Consider the following 19,145-nt stretch of genomic DNA (forward strand, 5'->3'; position numbering starts at 1 on the left):
GGAACTGGTCGCGGTGGACGTGGGTTCGGGCTAGCGGCCGCGCTGGCCCGAACCGCCCTCGGTGGCCACGGAGCAGGCGACTTCGAGCATCGGGTTGGCAGATTCATCGGGCGTGACCAGATGCGGGTAGTACACCTTCATGGGTCGCTTGTGCGTCAGGTAGGCGATACAGCCCTTGGAAGACCCGATCTTCTCGAGCATGAGCTCGACGGCGGGGACAGCGATCTCATCAAGAGTGCGTCCCACCGAGTTGGGCTGGCCCACCTCGTCGCCCAGCGCGGTGCTGTCGGCTCGGGCAACTTCCCTCGCTGCGCAGCGCCATTCCCCCCATATTCCCTTGCTGGCGAGGATGGTGGCTTCCTGGCCGGTAGGCTGCGCGGCGGCGAAGTAATGCGTGTCGAACCGGCGGTGGGCGAAGTCCGGGCTCAGCCAGTGCGCGAGCGGCTTCAGTAGATCTGTCCGGAGCCCCAGACAGCGGCGGGTCAGGATCTCGGTGAAGGAGCGTTCCTGCGTATTGATGTCCTCGCGGGCCTTCATCCACTCGGGACTCCGGCTACCGTCGACGAGCGACACTGCGTCCGGGCCGGCCAGCAGGACACCAGTTTCCTCGAATAGTTCCCTGATCGCCCCCACCACATGCCGCCGTGCCACGAATAGGTCATCGATGCCCATGGCCTTGGCCCACTGGGCGGGCGAGGGTCCAAACCAGGCGACGTCGTCGTCGTCGGACTCCTCGATACTGCCGCCGGGAAAGGCGACAATACCCAGCGGGGACTCGCCACGCCGGTAGGAAAGGTAGGTTTCGGTGCCACCGGGGGCATCACGGATCAACACGACCGACGACGCCGGACGTGGTTTCACCGGCGTTCGTTCGCCATGCTCCACCCAGCTTCGCGCTGCGCCAAGCTGGTCTTCCGGAACCGGGAAATGACGGTTAGTAATACGGCCCACAGAAATCAGACAAACTCCGCAATAATTTCGATTTCCACGGGCGCATCCCGGGGAAGCACGGCGACACCGACGGCGGAGCGGGCGTGTGTTCCCGCGTCGCCGAGGACCTGACCGAGGAGGTCTGATGCGCCGTTGATGACTTGGGGTTGGCCTGTGAAACTGGGATCGGAGGCGACGAATCCCACCACCTTGACGATTCGGCTGATCCGGTCCAGATCGCCGATTTGCGATTTGATCGCGGCCAGGGCGTTCACGGCGCAGGTGGCCGCATACTCCTTGGCAGCTTCGGGGGTGACCTCGGCGCCCACCTTGCCCAAAGCTCGGAGTTCCCCGTTAATCAGTGGAAGCTGCCCAGCGGTAAAGACGTAGTTACCGGAGACCACCGCGGGGACGTAGGACGCCAGCGGCTGCGCCACCTCCGGCAGGGCAATCCCGAGGTCCTCTAACCGGCGTTCGACAGCCGAGGCGGGCGCGTCGGCGCTGGTCACGACTGGTTCTTCTCTCGTTTCAGGTAGGCAACGAGGCCCTTGCCGTCCGGCCCGGGAACTACCTGCACCAGTTCCCAGCCGTCTTCTCCCCACTGGTCCAGAATCTGCTTCGTGGCGTGGATGATGAGCGGAATTGTCGAGTACTCCCATTTGGTCATGGTTCACAGACTAGCGCGTGCTTGTAAACTGGAGTAATGGCTGCTCGTAAATCACCGATCTTTGACACAGCAACCACCCTGGGGAAGTTGATTGCGTTTCTCGGAATCAGTGCTCTGAGCGGTGTGCTTGCTGCGGGTTTACTGGTCCCTGTCGCTGCGGCGGCGGGCACCGGTGCTTCCGCATCAATTCAGTTCTTTGAGGAACTGCCTGCGGAGCTGGAACGGGGTGCACTCGCTCAGCCGTCCACCATCCTCGCCGCCGACGGTTCCGTGATCGCCACCCTCTATGAGGAAAACCGGCAGCCAGTGACCCTCGACGAGATCAACCCCACTATGGTGAACGCACTGCTGGCCATTGAGGACGCCCGGTTCTACGAGCACGGCGGCGTCGATTTGCAGGGCATCATGAGCGCCGTGGTCAGCAACGTCAGCAGCGACACGACCCGCGGCGCCTCCACCATCACTCAGCAGTACGTGAACAACGTCCTGATCGACGCCAGCCTGCAGGCCGGCGACGGGTCGGTGACGTTCAGTGGCGGGAAAACCCTCGGAGACAAGCTTCGCGAAGCCAAGCTGGCCATCGCCGTGGAGAAGGAACTCAGCAAGGACGAAATCCTTGAGGGCTACCTCAACATCGTGCCGTTCACCGGCACTACCTACGGGGTCCAGGCGGCGTCGAGGTACTTCTTCGATGTTGCGGCCGCCGACCTGAACATCCAGCAGGCAGCGCTGCTCGCCGGCGTCGTCAACGGCCCCACCTTCTACAGCCCTGAACTTAACCCCGAGCGTGCGCTGGAACGCCGCAATTTGGTCATCGGCGCCATGCTCTCGAACAACCACATCACCCAGGAGGAGTACGACGCCGCCGTTGCCTCCGACTTGGGGCTCAATATCACCCCCACCTACAGCGGCTGCGTCGGGGCCGCCCAGGCACCCTATTTCTGTGACTATGTCACCCACCTGATCCTCAACGATCCGGCCTATGGTGAGACGCTTGAGGATCGGACCGACACGCTGTACCGCGCTGGACTCACGATCAAGACCACCCTCGATCCCGTGGCGCAGACCGCCGCGCAGACCGCCATCCAGGAGACCGCCGATCGCGCGACGACTGATCCGTCAGTGGGACACTCAATGGTCAGCATTGAGCCGGGGACCGGAGACATCCTGGTGATGGCCCAGAACACGCGCTACATGCCAGGAACCGAGGCGGGCGACTCAGTCCTCAACTTCAACGTCGATCTCTATCAGGACGGCGACCCCGCCCAACCACTCGGAGGAGTTGGCGGGTTCCAACCCGGATCCACGTTCAAGCCGTTCACCGTCGGAGCCTGGCTCGAGGACGGCAAAGCACTGAACACCGTGATCAACGGCGCGAAGAGGCTTTACCCCCAGGGCGACGAGTGGGAAGCAAGCTGCTTCCCCGACGGAGCCTACGTGCTGCCCGACGAGGATGGCTACGAGCCCCAGAACTACGGCGACATCAACTACGGCAACTACACAGTCCTTGAGGGGCTGGCACAGTCCTACAACACCATCACCATGGAAACCGCGAGACAGGTTGACCTGTGCAAGCCGTTCGAGATCGCAGCGGACCTCGGCCTCCACGATGCCAAGAGCGCGGAGGGCGGTTACACGCCGCTGCAGGTCTCTCCGTCAGCCCTGATCGGCGGCGGCACCGAAGTGTCCCCGCTGTCCCAGGCCACGGCCTACGCAGCACTGGGAGCGGAAGGCCTGACCTGCGAGCCTCGGGCACTGACCGAGGTAGTCGCCGTCGATGGCACCAGCTTCCCCGTTCCTGAACAGACCTGCGAGCAAGTAATTCCCAAGGAGCTGGCGCGCGGAATGAACTACGCAACCGAGGAAGTCATGGAACGCGGCTCGGGCCAGCTCCTGGAATACGGCGACGTCCCCATGGCCGGGAAAACCGGAACCAACGATGACCGGTCACAGACCTGGTTCATGGGGTACAACTCGGGCATGGCTACCGCCACCTGGCTCGGAAACTGGAAAGAGAACAGCGTAGGCCTCGGCGGACTGCAGATCGGCGGTCAGGTGTACCCCGAAATTGATGGTTCCTTCGTGGCGGCGCCCTCCTGGGAACGGTTCATGCAGCAGATCCCTGACCGCTATCCCGCCGAGGAGTTCGTGAACCCACCGCAGCGGATGCTCACCGCACAGCGCTCCCCCACCCAGATGACTCCTGGCGAAGATAATCGGGTCGAACAGCTCGACTTCGACAACAACGAAGACGACGACAACGACAACGAAGACGAAGGCTAACCCTTGAGTTCATCGAAGCTGCTCGACGCCACGACGATCGCGTTGGGAGGTACAGCCGCGGTAGCCGTCGCCGGTCTGGGCTACGCCTCACTGGTGGAACGGAATCTGTTCCAGCTCCGCGAGGAGAACCTGCCGATCCTTCCGCCAGGGAGCCGGCCGCTGCGGATCCTGCATCTGTCCGACATCCACATGGCACCCCACCAGGCAGCCAAGACCCAGTGGCTGAAGGGGCTCGCCCGGTTAGAACCCGACCTCGTGGTGAACACCGGCGACAACCTGAGCCACCGCAAGGGTGTTGAGCCGTTGCTGGAGGCCTTGGGCCCGCTGCTGCAGTTCCCCGGGGTGTTTGTTCCGGGGTCCAACGACTACTACGCACCGGTCCTCAACAACCCGCTGAGGTACTTTTCGGGTCCGTCGAAGCACCGCAGCGACCGCCAGCCCAAGGCGCTCCCCTGGGCCGAAATGTTCAGAAGCTTCGGGAATGCTGGCTGGATCGACCTGTCCAACCGGTCCCAGTCGGTTGCGATGGGCAACCTGCGTCTCGACTTCACCGGCGTGGACGACCCCCACATCGACCGGGATAACTATGCAGGCTATCCGGCCGGGAGCAGTACCTCCCCCGACGCGCGTCACTTGCGGATCGCTGTCGCGCACGCCCCCTACCAGCGGGTGCTGGACTACTTCACCGCCGACGGCGCCCACCTCATCCTCGCGGGCCACACTCACGGCGGACAGGTTTGCATCCCGGGCTACGGCGCGTTGGTCAGCAACTGCGACCTTCCCACCTGGCGGGCACGAGGCCTGACCGATTGGGAACACGAGGGACGCAGCATCCCGCTGAACGTGTCAGCCGGGATCGGTACCTCACGGTTTGCGCCGGTACGGTTCGCCTGCCGGCCCGAGGCTGTCCTCCTGTCGCTGACAGCACGGTAAGAGCCGCGGAACCAGCGGCACCCCTCGGCCGCTCGGGACAGCGGTTGAGCTCTGACATAGGATAGTTGCTACGGGACACAAAGTGTCCGCTCCTGCTAGATCCTCCTTCCAGTGTCAAAGACAGAAGTATGCAGACTCAAACCACTCTGTGGGAATCGCTCGGGCGACTGTACTCACATATTAAGCCCATCCTGCCGCGGCTGATCCTGGGCCTTGTCTGCGCGCTGGGCGCCAGCCTGATGGCCCTCGCCATCCCGCAGGTGTTCCGGGTGCTCATCAACGATGCCCTCGCCATCGGCGGGGCATCGTCGACCGTGTGGATTGCTGCCGGTGTGGTGCTGCTACTCGGCGTCCTGGAGGCAACGTTCGTCGCCCTGCGCCGCCAGTTTGTCATCGCCCCGGCGACGACCGTAGAGACGAACATGCGGACGTCCTTCTACCGCCACCTGCAGGACCTCACCGTCGCCTTCCATGACCGGTGGGGCAGCGGGCAGCTACTGTCCCGTGCAATGACCGACCTGAACCTGATGCGCCGCTGGATGGCGTTCGGGCTGATCATGCTGGTGGTCACGTCGCTGACCGTGGTGATCGGCGTCGTCATCATGTTCCTCACCTCCTGGGCACTGGCCCTGATTTTCCTGGCCGCCGCGCTGCCGATCATGATCTACGGATTCCGGTTCCGCACCTCCTACAGCAAGGTGTCCCGCAAGAGCCAGGACCAGGCCGGGGACCTGGCCACCACCGTCGAGGAATCTGTCCATGGCATCCGGGTCCTGAAGGCCTTCGGCCGAAGCCGTGAGGCGCTGGAGGGATTCAACCTGCAGGCCGAGGAACTGCGGCAAACCGAAATCTACAAGGCCCGCTCGCTGGCCAACTTTTCCCTGATCGTCACCCTGCTGCCCGAGCTGGCGCTCGGCGCCTCGCTGGTGGTGGGTGTCCTCTTCGCCGCCAACGGGGACCTGTCCATCGGCGCCCTGGTTGCTTTCTTCGCCACCGCCGCCGTGGTCGCGACACCCGTCGAGTTCATCGGGCCGCTCCTGGCCATGACCTTCACCGCCAAGACCGCCATCGACCGGCACTACGAAGTGATGGAATCGGTCAACACGATTACCGATCCGGAGGAGCCGGTCCGGCTGATCGATCCCCGCGGTGACGTGACCCTCACCGACGTGCACTTCCGCTACCCGGACGCCGAGGAGGGCACCACCGATGTCCTCAACGGCATCAACCTCACCCTGCGGGCGGGTGAGACGATGGCGCTGGTCGGCGTGACCGGGTGCGGCAAAAGCACTCTCCTGCAGCTGGTCCCCCGCCTGTACGAGGTGACCGGCGGATCCATCAAAATCGATGGCACCGACCTGCGGGACATCTCCCTCGCCGACCTGCGAACCCACGTGTCGGTCGCCTTCGAGGACACCACGCTGTTTTCCAGTTCGGTCCGCGAGAACGTCCTGATGGGCGCCGAACCACGCGACGACAAACACGCCGCGGAAATCCTGGAGGAGGCGCTCGACGTCGCCCAGGCCCACTTCGCGTACTCGCTGCCCGACGGCGTCGACACCCTGATCGGCGAGGAAGGACTGAGCCTCTCCGGCGGACAGCGGCAGCGGATCGCGCTGGCCCGCTCCATCGCGTCGAAGCCACGGGTCCTGGTACTCGACGATCCACTGTCCGCGCTCGACGTCCGGACCGAGGAACTGGTGGAGGAGGGTCTGCGCAAGGTACTCGACCAGACCACCACACTGATCGTCGCGCACCGGCCGTCGACGGTCGCCCTCGCTGACCGGGTGGCGTTGCTCGAGGACGGGCGGGTGACCGACGTCGGCACCCACACCGAACTGCTGGCCCGGAACACCCACTACCGGTATGTGATCGCCAGCCTGCCGGACGGGCCCACCGATCTGGACTCCGAGCTCGAAGACCTGAAGAACGACGACGAGGGGGCGCTCGCGTGAGCACATCACCACAGCCGGAGCACGGATCCGCGCCCGGCAAGGGAACACCGGCTGGCGCTACCTCATCGGGCACCACCAACGAGGACGACGTCCTTCTCTCCAAGGCCCAGAACAAGTCGGTCCGCTCCCGCTCCTTCCGGCTGCTCGGCTCGCTGATCCGCCCCAACCGGCGCCAGTTCATCTGGACCATCTCCCTGGTGGTCGGATCCCAGGCAGCGCGCGTCGCCGGTCCGGCGATCATCGCCTACGGCATCGACAATGCCCTGCCCGCGCTGCTCGACGGCGACCCGACCTTCCTGTGGCTGGCCGGGATCACCTACCTGATTGCCGCGGTCCTCACCGCCTTCCTGACCGCGGGCTACGTACGGGCGACGGCACTGCTCAGCCAGGCGATGCTGCTGGACCTGCGGTTGCGGGTCTTCCGGCACACCCAGCGGCTCAGTCTTGAATTCCATGAAAAATACACGTCGGGGCGGATTATTTCCCGGCAGACCTCCGACCTGGAGGCACTGCGCGAACTGCTGGACTCCGGGGTCAGCTCCCTTGCCTCGGGCGTCATGTACATGCTGTTCACCGCGATCACCATCTTCGTCCTGGACTGGCGGACCGGGCTGCTGATCCTGGTTGCCGCGGTACCCATGTTCTTCCTGGCCCGCTGGTACCAGAAGCACTCCCAGATCGCGTTCCGTTCCTCACGGGTGGTGTCGGCACGGTTGATCGTGCACTTCATCGAGACGATGACCGGCATCCGCGCGGTCAAGGCCTTCCGCCGCGAAGAAGCCAACGCTGCGAAGTACGACGAGCTGGCCGAAGATTACCGCCGGGTCACCGTCCGCTCGATCAACCTCAACGGCATCTTCCAGCCAGGCCTGGTGCTGATCGGCAACGTGACAGTGGCAGTGGTGCTGCTGGTCGGTGGCTTCCGGGTGCTCGACGGCACCCTGGCGGTCGGCGCCCTCCTTGCCCTCCTGCTCTACAGCAAGCGGTTCTTCCAGCCGGTCGACCAGATGGCCATGTTCTACAACTCGTTCCAGTCGGCGTCGGCCGCGCTGGAGAAGGTGTCGGGGCTGCTTGAGGAAGTGCCGACCGTCCGCCCGCCAAAGCACCCCGTGCCGTTGAAGGATCCCCGCGGCGAGATTAACTTCGACGGCGTCGAGTTCCGTTATGGGGACGGCCCCCTCATCCTGCCCACCATGGACCTGCGCATCCCGGCCGGTCAGACGATTGCCCTCGTCGGTCAGACCGGTGCCGGCAAGTCCACCCTGGCAAAAGTCATTGCCCGCTTCTACGACGTCTCCGCCGGAAGCATCACCCTCGACGGCGTCGACATCCGCCAGGTCGACCCGCGGGACCTGCGTCGCGCCATCGTCATGGTCACGCAGGAAGCGTTTCTCTTCAGCGGTTCGGTGGCGGACAACATCGCCCTCGGCAAGCCCGAGGCCAGCCGGGAGGAGATCGAGGAGGCGGCGCGTTCGGTGGGGGCCGACGAGTTCATCAGGTCGCTCCCCGATGGCTACGACACCGACGTGAACAAGCGCGGCGGCCGGGTGTCCTCCGGCCAGCGGCAGCTGATCAGCTTCGCCCGTGCCTTCCTCGCCAACCCCGCGGTGCTGATCCTGGACGAGGCCACCTCCTCCCTGGATATTCCCAGCGAACGGCTGGTGCAGGAGGGGCTCCAGAAGCTGCTCGGCAACCGGACGGCGCTGATCATCGCGCACCGGCTGTCGACGGTCGCGATCGCCGACCGGGTGCTCGTCGTGCACGACGGCGAGGTGGTGGAGGACGGCACTCCGGCGGAACTGATCGGTGGGGACGGGCGCTTCGCGACTCTGCACGCCGCCTGGCAGCAGACCCTGGTGTAGCTTTACTTCCCCGGGTGCTCGGGTAGTCTTTAGAGGTTGCTCTGGCTTCCGCTTCGTGCGGTCGCTCGGGCGCATCGGGGTGTGGCGCAGCTTGGTAGCGCGCGTCGTTCGGGACGACGAGGTCGCAGGTTCAATTCCTGTCACCCCGACCAGTTTCAGGGTCCTGCGGTTCAGTTGAACGCAGGGCCCTTTTTCATGCCTGCTCCATGCCCTGTCCGATACAGCTGCTCACCAGGGTGAAGGAGCCAGCGAGCATGAGCGTTTATGCCCGGTAGGGCTGGCAGGTGGGTGAGCATTCGTGCACCAGAGACCCGCAATCGCGGCCGCTCCGCCAGGAAAACCCACCGGTCGGGCGCGTTCACTGGGATAGTCCAGACAATCCCACTGACGGATACCGGCCGGCGGGAAATTGCGTGGCGGGACAGCCCCAAACAGGCTCAGGCGAAGGTAAGGCCCGTCAGCCGCTCGTAGGCCTCGATGTACCGGGCACGGGTTTTCTCGACAATCTCAAGAGGCAGCTCGGGCGGGTTCGAGGTCTTGTCCCACCCGGACGCGTCCGAGGTGAGCCAGTCACGGACAAACTGCTTGTCGAAGGAGGGCTGCGCCTGACCCGGCGCGTACAGTGAGGCATCCCAGAACCGTGACGAGTCAGGGGTCAGCACTTCGTCGCCCAGGGTGATCTCCCCGTCACCCGACAGTCCGAACTCCACCTTCGTGTCCGCCAGGATGATCCCCCGGGACCGGGCAATCTCCTCGGCGCGGCCATAGATCGCCAGGGTCAACCGCTGCAGCTCCGACGCGACGGACTCGCCGACGGTGGCGACGACGTCGTCGTACGCAATGTTTTCATCGTGCTCCCCCACGGCAGCCTTGGCTGACGGTGTAAACACGGCCGGCTCCAACCGGGACCCATCCACCAGCCCGGGCGGCAGCGGAAGCGAACAGACAGTTCCCGACGAGCGGTACTCCAGGAGGCCGGACCCGGTCAGGTAACCGCGGGCAATGCACTCCACTGGGAACATCTCGAGCTTCCGGCAGATCATCGCCCGGCCAGCGACCGCGTCGGGCACCTCGGTCGAGAGCACATGGTTGGGCACCTCGGCAAGCTGGTCAAACCACCACAGGCTCAGCTGGGTCAGCACCCGGCCCTTGTCGGGAATCTCGGAGGTCAACACGTGGTCGTACGCGCTGATCCGGTCGCTCGCCACCACGAGCACCCGAACGTCAGGCCCGGTCAGGGGCGAGTACAGGTCCCGCACCTTCCCCGAGTAGACGTGCTTCCAGCCCGGAACCTCGACGAACGGTGGGGCAAAGACCACGCTCACTCCCCGGCAGGGGTGGAGGCGGACCCGGCGGAGAACGCCGTGACGGGCGATGGGGCCGGTGAGGCCACGACGATCCCGCCCTGCGCAGCAACCAGGGCGATGTCGCTCCGGTACTGCCCGCCCTTCAGCTTCACTTCGGCCAGGCCGCTGTAGGCCTTGGCCCGGGCGGCCGCGAGGTCGTCGCCGAGCCCAACGACGGCGAGCACCCTGCCCCCGGCGGAAACCACCTTGCCGAGCTTCCTGGCGGTTCCCGCGTGCAGCACCTGCACGCCGTCGATCGCCTCGGCCTTCTTCAGCCCGCGCACCCGGTCGCCGGTTCGGGGAGCATCGGGGTAGTTCGCCGACGCGAGGACCACCGACACCGCCGTCTGGGGCGACCAGTGCAGCCGTTCCACCCGGTCCAGTTCGCCCTTCGCCGCGGCCAGCAGCACCCCGCCCAGCGGCGTCTTCAACCGGGCCAGGACGGCCTGGGTCTCGGGGTCGCCGAAGCGGGCATTGAATTCAATGACCCGCAGACCGCGCGTGGTCAACGCCAAACCAACGTAGAGGACTCCCACGAACGGGGTTCCGCGGTGGGCCATCTCGTCGATGGTGGGCTGCGCTACCCGGGCGATGACCTCATCGACCAGTCCAGCCGGCGCCCACTCCAGCGGCGAATAGGCGCCCATGCCGCCGGTGTTCGGGCCCTGGTCGCCGTCGTGAATGCGTTTGAAATCCTGGGCGGGCGCGAGGGGCAGCACGTTCAGGCCGTCCGAGAGGACGAAGAGGGAAACCTCGGGTCCGTCGAGGAACTCCTCGATCACCACCGTTCCGCCCGCGTCGAAGCAGGCCTGCGCGTGGGCGAGGGCCTCGGCCCGATCCGCGGTGACCACCACTCCCTTGCCCGCGGCCAGCCCGTCATCCTTGACGACGTAGGGGGCTCCGAAGATGTCGAGCGCGTCGGCCGCCTGCTCGGCAGTTGAGGCGACCCGGGCCATCCCGGTGGGAACGTTGGCCGCCGCCATGATCTGCTTGGCGAACGCCTTGGAGGCCTCCAGTTGCGCGGCCTCCCGGGACGGACCGAAGACCGGGATACCGGCGGCCCGCAGCGCGTCGGCAACCCCGGCGGCGAGCGGCGCTTCCGGGCCGATCACCACCAGATCGGAGCCCAGCGACTGGGCCAGGGCTGTCACGGCGGCGGGGTCGACGGCGTCAACCGGGTGGGTGGGCACAATCGCGCTGATTCCCGCGTTGCCGGGGGCGGCGTGCACCTTGTGCACGAACGGATCGGCCAGCAGCGCTCGGACAAGGGCATGTTCGCGGCCGCCGGGGCCTATCACTAGAACCTTCACAGTAGATCAGCGTACTGTCTCCGCTGAGTCCTCGCGAAGCTGTGACGGGCCGATGTGGCCTATGACAACCCATACCCGTGCCCCACGACTACGAATGAAGGTCATGAAAGCTTTACAACGCCTCGGGCGTAAGGGAACCATGCTGGCCGCACTCGCCGGGATCGTGGCGGCGGGTCTGGTGCTGGGCGTTGCCGAACTGCTCGGCGCCTTCCTGACCGCCCGCGCCGCGCCCCTGATCGCGCTGGGCTCCACCTTCATCGACTTCACGCCGCCGTGGCTGAAGGACTTCGCGATCGCCACCTTCGGCACCAATGACAAGGTGGCCCTGTTCGTCGGCATGGGCGTCACCATCGTCATCCTCGCCGCGATTCTCGGTGTGGTCGCCTACCGTCGATGGGCTTTCGGCGTCGCAGGTGTAGTGCTCATGGGAGCTATCATCGTGGCCGCCGTGATCTCCCGCGCCGGGGCCACCCTCGTGGATGCCATCCCTGCCGTGATCGGCACCGCCGTCGGGCTGCTCGCGCTGCGGTTCCTTATCCGGGCCCTCCATGCCGCGCACGACGGCGACGCCTCACCTGTCGCTCACGACGGTGACCCCGCAGCACACGGGTTGGACTCCACCCAGACGAACTCCAGGCAGGCAAAAACCAGCGGGACCAGCCGCCGCACCTTCTTCGCTGCCGCCGGCATCACCGCAGTCATCGCGGGTGCCGCGGCCGCCGGAGGACGCGCCATCGCCGGTGCCCGCAACACGGTCAACATGGCCCGCGAAGCCCTCAGCTTCCCCGCCCCGGCCAGCGCTGCACCGGCCATCCCTGCGGGGGTGGAAGCCGGCGTCGACGGCGTGGTCCCCTGGGTCACCCCCAACCCTGACTTCTACCGCATCGATACCGCCCTGAGCGTGCCGCAGATCGACCTGGAAACCTGGGAACTGCGCGTCCACGGAATGGTCGAGGAGGAATTCACCATCACCTTCCAGGATCTGCTCGACGCCGACCTGATCGAACGCCACATCACCCTGACCTGCGTCTCCAACCCCGTGGGCGGGAACCTGGCTGGCAACGCCAAATGGCTCGGCTACCCCCTCCGCGACCTGCTGGCCCGGGCCCGGCCCACCGGTGGTGCCGACATGGTGCTGTCCACCAGCACCGACGGCTTCAGCGCCTCCACTCCCCTGCCGATCCTGCAGGACGACCGGGATGCCATGCTCGCGATCTCAATGAACGGTGAGCCGCTGCCCCTGGAACACGGCTACCCCGTCCGGATGGTGGTGCCCGGCCTGTACGGCTACGTTTCCGCCACCAAATGGGTGGTCGATCTGGAGGTCACCCGGTTTGCCGACAAGACGGCCTACTGGACCGACCGCGGATGGTCGGAAGAGGGCCCCATCAAGACGATGGCCCGCGTTGAGGTGCCCCGATCCTTCGCCCAGGTGCCCGCCGGGACCTCGATGATCGGCGGCACGGCCTGGGCCCAGCACCGCGGCATCACCAAGGTGGAAGTCCAGATTGACGGCGGTGACTGGGAGGAAGTCACCCTGGCTGCCGAAGCGTCGGTGGATACCTGGCGCCAGTGGTCCCACGAGGTCACCCTTGATTCCGGTTCACACACGGTACGCGCCCGGGCCTATGATCCCGACGGCGTACAGACCGAGGAACGCGCCGATACCGTGCCCAACGGCGCGTCCGGCTGGCAGTCGGTGCAGTTCTCCGCCGAATAGCCTGCCACCCCCCACTTGTGCCCACCGGATGTCCGTTCCCTTCGGTGGGCACAAGCTCCACCCCCGCAGCCGATAAGCGATACTGGTCTCATGCCTCAGACCTTCTCCACTTCCGACGCCGTCGACCTCGCCGTCCTGGAACGCAACGGTTTCATCGAATCCCGGCACCTGGGTTCGGCAGTGATCCTGGCCGCGGACGGGACAGTCGTCACCGAACTGGGAGACATCAACTCCCCTGTCTTCCCCCGCTCCACCCTCAAGCCCTTCCAGGCCCTGGCCGCGATGCAGTCGGGGGTGCCGCTGCGTGGCCCCCAGGTGGCCCTGGCCGCTGCCAGCCATGTGGGCTCCCACGAGCACATGGATGTGGTCCGCACCATGCTCAGCGCCGCCGGAGTGTCCGAGGATCACCTCCAGTGCCCGGCCGACTGGCCCCAGGATGAGGAAGCCCGCAACTGGCTGGTCCGCACGGACCGGGGAAAGCAGCGCATCGCTTTCAACTGCTCCGGCAAACACGCCGCGTTCCTGTGGGCGTGCACCGAAAACAACTGGGACCACTCCACCTACCTCGACCCGTCGCACCCGCTGCAGCAGCGGATTGCCACGGTCATCGAGGAGTACACCGAGGAGAAGGTTGCGCACTGGGGCGTCGATGGCTGCGGTGCTCCCCTGGCAGCGGTCTCCCTGAAGGGGCTGGCCCGCGGTATCGGCAAGTTCTCCCGGGCGCCGTCCGACAAGCACGCAGACGCCCGCGCGGCGACCATCGCCACGGCCATGCTCGATTACCCGTGGGCCGTTCATGGCCGCGGCCGCGAGAACTCGGTGGTGATGGAAGATCTGGGCATCATCTCGAAGAACGGTGCCGAAGGGGTGCTCGTGATGGGCACCGACACCGGTGTCTCCCTGGCCCTGAAGATCCTGGACGGCAACATCCGCGCCACCACGCTGGTCGGCCTGACCCTGCTGGCGGCCGCCGGTGCGGTCGACGTCGACAAGGTGGGCGCCGTGCTGGACAAGGTGGTGCCGCCTGTCCTCGGCGGTAACGAGCCGGTCGGCAAGCTCCGGCTCGCCGCACCGGTCATGGCCTTGCTGGACTAACCACCATGGCACGACGACGGATCCCCGCCACAGCGGGCCAACCCGCCCTGGACGCGGTGCGGTCCGGCACGGCCGCGCGGCCCGATACGGCAACCGCAGTCCGCTACACCCTCGAAGAGCTCGCCGAGCGGGTCCCGGGGAACAGCGTCGAGGTGCGGGTGCCTCCCTTCGGCGTGGCGCAGTGCGTGCCCGGGCCACGCCATACCCGGGGTACCCCGCCGAACGTGGTGGAAACAGACGCCGCCACCTGGCTGGGGCTGGTCACCGGAACACTGGCCTGGCCCGACGCCGTCAGCGCCGGCAAGGTCGCCGCGTCCGGTCAGCGGGCGGACCTGAGTGAATGGTTGCCCTTGTTTCCGACCACCGGCCGCCACACTCCGTGAGCGTCCAACACTCTGCGCACCGGCCCTCCTTCATCGCTGACGGTCTCCGGTCGACGGGGTCGGCGTTCCGTCGGCAGCCACCCGCCGCACTGATCACAGCCCTCACGGTCACAATCATCTACACGGTGTTCTCCGTGGCGCAGTGGAACCGGATGGACACCCCCTCGTGGGACCTAGGCATCTTCACCCAGCTGGCCAAGGCCTACGCCGGTTTTGATGCGCCCATCGTCCCGATCAAGGGGGACGGATTCAACCTGCTGGGCGACCACTTCCACCCGCTGCTCGTGCTCCTCGGCCCCGCCTACGCCTTCTTCCCCTCCGGGCTGACCCTTCTGGTGCTGCAGAACATCCTGATCGGAGCATCGGTCCTGGTCATCGCCCGTCTGGGCATCCGCCGCTTGGGAACCATTGCCGGCATCTGTCTTGGCGTGGCCTACGGTCTGTCGTGGGGCTTGCAGACCGCGGTCGCAGCCCAGTTCCACGAGATTGCGTTCGCCATCCCGCTGCTCGCCCTGGCGCTCGAAGCGATGATCAACGGGCGGCTGCGCGCCGCCGTCGTCTGGGCCGGCCTGCTGGTCTTCGTCAAGGAGGACCTGGGGCTGACCGTCGCGGCGATCGGGTTGGTCATCGCCTGGCGGCACCGCGACCGGATCGGCCTGTGGCTCGCGGCCTGGGGAGTGGGCTGGATGCTGCTGTCCGTGGCGGTGATCCTGCCCCTGCTCAACAGCGGCGGCCAGTACGACTACTCGGACCGGATCGACGTCCGCGGGATGCTTGCCGACCCGGTCGGTGCTGTGGTGACGATCTTCTCCGCCAGCGCCAAATACGAAACCGTGTGGCTGCTGCTGCTGGCGGGTGGGTTCCTCTTCCTCAGGTCCCCGCTCACACTGATCATGGTTCCCACCCTGGCCTGGCGTTTCGTGGCCGAAAACCCGGTGTACTGGGGCACCGAGTGGCACTACAGCGCCGTACTGATGCCGGTCCTGTTCGCCGCACTGGTCGACGCCATTGACACGTCCCGCCGGTCGGAGCGGCGGTGGGTGCGGGCGGCCGCGACCGCCGTCGTACCCGCCGTAACCGTCGTCGCGCTGCTCCTGCTGCCCACCCAGCCGCTCGCCGCCCTCGCCGACCCGGAAACCTACCGGCAGTCCGAGCGTTGGGAGACGGCCCAGCGCCTCATGGACCAGATCCCCGAGGGCGCCACCGTGGAGACCGGGGTGGTGCTGATGCCATACCTGGTGCCCCACACCGAGGTGTTCTGGCTGGGCTCCGAGAATCCGCCCCCCGATTTCCTCATCGTCGACACCCAGGACTGGAGCTGGGGCCCCACCCATCCGGACGACGCCGCGGCCCACGCCGAGGACACCTACCCCGGCGAGTCCTACGAGCCCGTCTTCCAGGACGATGGGTACCAAATGGTCAGGCGGAACGGCTAACGCCGGTAGCCTTAAAGCATGAGCTCAGAGCAACCCCCACCCCGCAACGGGGACGCAGATGTGCCAGCACCCGACGCCGCGACCCCAGCCGAAGCAACGCCTGCAACGCCTGAGACGGACAACTCCCTTGTCGGCGCCTCTGGTAACACCTCCGACAACGCCCGGGGCCAAGCCCCCGCCCGCCGTGAGGTGACGGTCCGCCGCGCACCGCGGTTCGCCCCGTTCATGGGACTCGGCGTGCTGGTGGGAGTGATCATCGCTGCGATCGTCGCCTACGCCGGCCCCGGCGATCCCACCCTGACCCGCGAATCGATCTTCGGTTTTTTCATCATGGTGTTCGCGATTCCCGGGCTCCTGCTCGGCGCGCTCCTGGTCCTCGTCCTTGATCGAATCAGCGTCCGGCGCTCCCGCAGGACCGTTGCAGAGCGCACTTACGACGACGAGTCACATACAGACTGACTATGGAACTGCTGGGGCCAGCGCGTGAGAGAATGATGCAATGGCTCGCGGTGACGGTACTCTTTCCCATGACCTTCTTCCAGGCGAGAAGGGACCCCAGGATGCCTGCGGTGTCTTCGGTGTGTGGGCCCCCGGCGAGGAGGTGGCCAAGCTCGCCTACTACGGTCTGTACGCGCTGCAGCACCGGGGACAGGAATCTGCGGGCATCGCCACCAGCGACGGTACCCGGATCAGCGTCTACAAGGACATGGGCCTCGTGTCCCAGGTCTTCGACGAGACCACACTCAACACGCTTGAGGGGCACATCGCCGTCGGGCACTGCCGCTATTCGACCACCGGGTCTTCCAACTGGGCCAACGCCCAGCCCACGCTGGGGGCCACCGCGGTCGGAACCGTAGCGCTCGCCCACAACGGCAACCTCACCAACTCGGCAGACCTGTACCAGATGGTCCTCGATCGCCACGGCAAGCCCCGCAGCGGCGAAATGGCGCAGGGCAACACCTCGGACACGGCGCTGGTCACCACGCTCCTGGCAGGCGACGACGGCCGGTCCCTCGAGGAGACAGCCCTGGAACTGCTTCCCAAGATCAACGGCGCCTTCTGCTTCGTCTTCATGGACGAGGGCACCCTCTACGCCGCCCGCGACCCGCACGGCGTCCGCCCGCTCGTCCTCGGCCGGCTGGAACGCGGCTGGGTGGTCGCGTCCGAGCAGGCAGCCCTCGCCACTGTCGGTGCCAGCTTTATCCGGGAAATCGAACCGGGCGAGTTCATCGCCATCGACGAGGATGGCGTCCGCACCCGTAAATTCGCCGAGCCCACGAGGGCCGGCTGCGTCTTCGAATACGTCTACCTGGCCCGGCCCGACGCCGCCATCGCCGGCCGCTCCGTCTATGAGGCACGCGTGGAGATGGGCCGCCAGTTGGCCCGCGAGAACTCGGCCGAGGCCGACGTCGTGATCCCCGTCCCCGAGTCCGGCACCCCCGCCGCGGTGGGGTTCGCCGAGCAGTCGGGTATCCCGTTCGCCCACGGATTCGTCAAGAACTCTTACGTGGGCCGGACCTTCATCCAGCCCAGCCAGACCCTCCGGCAACTCGGCATCCGCCTGAAGCTCAACGCGCTGGAGTCGGTCATCCGGGGCAAGCGGATCATCGTGGTGGACGACTCGATTGTGCGAGGCAACACCCAGCGGGCAGTAGTACGGATGCTCCGCGAAGCCGGCGCGGCGTCGGTCCACGTCAAAATCTCCTCCCCACCGGTCCGCTGGCCCTGCTTCTATGGGATCGACTTCGCCTCCCGCGCAGAACTGATTGCCAACGGTGCAGCGGTGGAACAGATCAGCAACTCCATCGGCGCCGACAGCCTGGCGTACATCTCCGAGGATGGAATGATTGCCGCGACCGAGCAGCCCCGTGAACGGCTCTGCACGGCGTGCTTCACCGGCGACTACCCCATCGCGCTTCCCGCCGAGGAACGGCGGGGGAAGAACCTACTTGAACGGATCGATCCGGCTGAGGACCCCGGCTCCAACGGATGCGACCCCGGGCCCGACAGCGAGTTCGAGGCAGTCCTGACCGACGAAGACAAGAAAGAACGGGTATGACCACCAACTCCCCCATCACCTATGCCAGCGCCGGAGTTGACGTCGAAGCCGGTGATCGTGCCGTCGAACTGATGAAGGATGCGGTCCGGGCGACTCACGGCCCCCAGGTTATCGGCGGGGTCGGCGGTTTCGCTGGCCTGTATGACGTGTCACGGCTGCTGACCTACCGCAAGCCACTCCTCGCGACGTCCACCGATGGCGTCGGCACCAAGGTCGCCATCGCGCAGGCCATGGACATCCACGACACCATCGGGTTTGACCTGGTGGGCATGGTGGTCGACGACATTGTGGTGGTGGGCGCAGAGCCCCTCTTCATGACCGACTACATCGCGTGCGGCAAGGTGGTACCTGAGCGCATCGCCGACATCGTGAGGGGTATCGCCGCCGCCTGCTCGGTCGCCGGGACCGCGCTGGTGGGCGGCGAAACGGCCGAGCACCCGGGTCTCCTGGGCGAACACGAGTACGACGTCGCCGGCGCCGCCACCGGCGTGGTCGAAGCCGACGCATTACTCGGCCCGGACCGGGTGCGGGCTGGGGACGTCGTCATCGGCATGGCGTCGTCCGGTCTGCACTCCAACGGCTACTCCCTGGTGCGCCGGATCATCAACCAGGCCGGCTGGGCTCTGGACCGCCAGGTCAGCGAATTGGGCCGCACCCTCGGCGAGGAACTCCTCGAACCAACCCGCGTCTACGCCGCCGATTGCCTGGACCTGGCCCGCTTCCTGCCGGTCACCCACGACGCCGGCGTCCACGGCTTCAGCCACGTCACCGGTGGCGGTCTTGCCGCCAATCTGGCCCGGGTGCTCCCGCACGGTCTGGAAGCCACCGTGGACCGGTCCACCTGGGAACTGCCAGCCATTTTCAAACTAGTGGCCGAGCTTGGCGCCGTCCCGCTACCGGATCTCGAGCGCACGCTCAACCTTGGTGTCGGAATGGTCGCCGTCGTGTCAGCGCCCGCCGCCGACGCCGCCATTGCCCGGCTGACCGAACGGGGCGTCCCCGCCTGGGTGATGGGACAGATTGCCGATGCCTCCAACGAGTCCACCGACGGACCGGATTATGTGCAGGGCGCCAAGGGTGTCGATGGCGGATCCGTGCGCCTGGTCGGCCAGTACGCCTAGGCCAGGCGCGGTTCCAGCACAAAAAAGTGGGGTACCTGCAGAATC

16 protein-coding genes and 1 tRNA gene are annotated in these 19,145 nt (G+C 66.3%); 12 read left to right on the plus strand and 5 right to left on the minus strand.

Annotated elements, in window-relative coordinates:
* Positions 1-30 precede the first annotated feature (30 nt).
* The 3 genes from IWX64_RS01765 to IWX64_RS01775 are packed head-to-tail and all read right to left on the minus strand — an operon-like array spanning position 31 to position 1,597.
* Entirely contained in the window at positions 31-951 is a 921-nt protein-coding gene (locus tag IWX64_RS01765) for an NUDIX hydrolase (protein ID WP_196865413.1), read from the minus strand.
* Between the two features lie 5 nt (positions 952-956).
* Positions 957-1,439: a RidA family protein gene (locus tag IWX64_RS01770; RefSeq protein ID WP_196865414.1), complete on the minus strand. Its 483-nt coding sequence runs from the start codon at positions 1,437-1,439 to the stop codon at positions 957-959.
* On the minus strand, positions 1,436-1,597 hold the full coding sequence (locus tag IWX64_RS01775) for a DUF4177 domain-containing protein (RefSeq protein WP_019483144.1): 162 nt from the start codon (positions 1,595-1,597) through the stop codon (positions 1,436-1,438). Before IWX64_RS01775 ends, IWX64_RS01770 begins: the two co-directional genes overlap by 4 nt.
* Before the next feature lie 36 nt (positions 1,598-1,633).
* On the opposite strand from IWX64_RS01775, the gene IWX64_RS01780 reads away from it, so the two are divergent.
* The 5 genes from IWX64_RS01780 to IWX64_RS01800 all read left to right on the plus strand — a co-directional run bounded on the left by IWX64_RS01780 (position 1,634) and on the right by IWX64_RS01800 (position 8,782).
* Positions 1,634-3,880, plus strand: coding sequence for a transglycosylase domain-containing protein (locus tag IWX64_RS01780; protein ID WP_196865415.1), 2,247 nt, complete (start codon positions 1,634-1,636; stop codon positions 3,878-3,880).
* Positions 3,881-3,883: 3 nt separating this feature from the next.
* Positions 3,884-4,813, plus strand: a complete 930-nt coding sequence (locus IWX64_RS01785) for a metallophosphoesterase (RefSeq protein WP_196865416.1) — start codon at positions 3,884-3,886, stop codon at positions 4,811-4,813.
* Positions 4,814-4,941: 128 nt separating this feature from the next.
* Positions 4,942-6,768 carry an ABC transporter ATP-binding protein gene (locus IWX64_RS01790; protein ID WP_196865417.1) on the plus strand — a complete coding sequence of 609 codons (1,827 nt, stop codon included), beginning with the start codon at positions 4,942-4,944 and terminating at the stop codon, positions 6,766-6,768.
* Complete coding sequence (locus IWX64_RS01795) at positions 6,765-8,630, plus strand: ABC transporter ATP-binding protein (protein ID WP_196865418.1); 1,866 nt, start codon at positions 6,765-6,767, stop codon at positions 8,628-8,630. Before IWX64_RS01790 ends, IWX64_RS01795 begins: the two co-directional genes overlap by 4 nt.
* Before the next feature lie 75 nt (positions 8,631-8,705).
* Positions 8,706-8,782, plus strand: a tRNA-Pro gene (locus tag IWX64_RS01800).
* Positions 8,783-9,067: 285 nt separating this feature from the next.
* Here IWX64_RS01800 and IWX64_RS01805 read toward each other — a convergent pair.
* Complete coding sequence (locus IWX64_RS01805; protein WP_196865419.1) at positions 9,068-9,949, minus strand: phosphoribosylaminoimidazolesuccinocarboxamide synthase; 882 nt, start codon at positions 9,947-9,949, stop codon at positions 9,068-9,070.
* Between the two features lie 2 nt (positions 9,950-9,951).
* Positions 9,952-11,286 (minus strand): phosphoribosylamine--glycine ligase, encoded by a 1,335-nt coding sequence (gene purD, locus IWX64_RS01810; protein WP_196865420.1) that lies wholly within the window; start codon positions 11,284-11,286, stop codon positions 9,952-9,954.
* Positions 11,287-11,389: 103 nt separating this feature from the next.
* Between purD and IWX64_RS01815 the strand changes: the two genes are divergently transcribed.
* The 7 genes from IWX64_RS01815 to purM all read left to right on the plus strand — a co-directional run bounded on the left by IWX64_RS01815 (position 11,390) and on the right by purM (position 19,100).
* Positions 11,390-13,006, plus strand: a complete 1,617-nt coding sequence (locus IWX64_RS01815; RefSeq protein WP_334683104.1) for a molybdopterin-dependent oxidoreductase — start codon at positions 11,390-11,392, stop codon at positions 13,004-13,006.
* 90 nt (positions 13,007-13,096) lie between these two features.
* Complete coding sequence (locus IWX64_RS01820) at positions 13,097-14,101, plus strand: asparaginase (RefSeq protein WP_196865421.1); 1,005 nt, start codon at positions 13,097-13,099, stop codon at positions 14,099-14,101.
* 5 nt (positions 14,102-14,106) lie between these two features.
* A complete protein-coding gene (locus IWX64_RS01825) occupies positions 14,107-14,484 on the plus strand; it encodes a sterol carrier family protein (protein ID WP_196865422.1) in 378 nt (125 codons plus the stop codon).
* Positions 14,481-15,920: a DUF2079 domain-containing protein gene (locus IWX64_RS01830; RefSeq protein ID WP_196865423.1), complete on the plus strand. Its 1,440-nt coding sequence runs from the start codon at positions 14,481-14,483 to the stop codon at positions 15,918-15,920. Before IWX64_RS01825 ends, IWX64_RS01830 begins: the two co-directional genes overlap by 4 nt.
* A gap of 18 nt (positions 15,921-15,938) precedes the next feature.
* Positions 15,939-16,379 (plus strand): hypothetical protein, encoded by a 441-nt coding sequence (locus tag IWX64_RS16890; RefSeq protein WP_334683105.1) that lies wholly within the window; start codon positions 15,939-15,941, stop codon positions 16,377-16,379.
* Between the two features lie 40 nt (positions 16,380-16,419).
* The gene (gene purF / locus IWX64_RS01840) at positions 16,420-17,979 is read left to right on the plus strand and encodes an amidophosphoribosyltransferase (RefSeq protein WP_196865424.1); all 1,560 of its coding nucleotides are present in this window, start codon (positions 16,420-16,422) and stop codon (positions 17,977-17,979) included.
* Positions 17,976-19,100: a phosphoribosylformylglycinamidine cyclo-ligase gene (gene purM / locus IWX64_RS01845; RefSeq protein WP_196865425.1), complete on the plus strand. Its 1,125-nt coding sequence runs from the start codon at positions 17,976-17,978 to the stop codon at positions 19,098-19,100. Before purF ends, purM begins: the two co-directional genes overlap by 4 nt.
* Positions 19,101-19,145: the final 45 nt, after the last annotated feature.

This window comes from Arthrobacter sp. CAN_A212 (genome assembly GCF_015752345.1).
Taxonomy (GTDB): Bacteria; Actinomycetota; Actinomycetes; order Actinomycetales; family Micrococcaceae; genus Arthrobacter_D.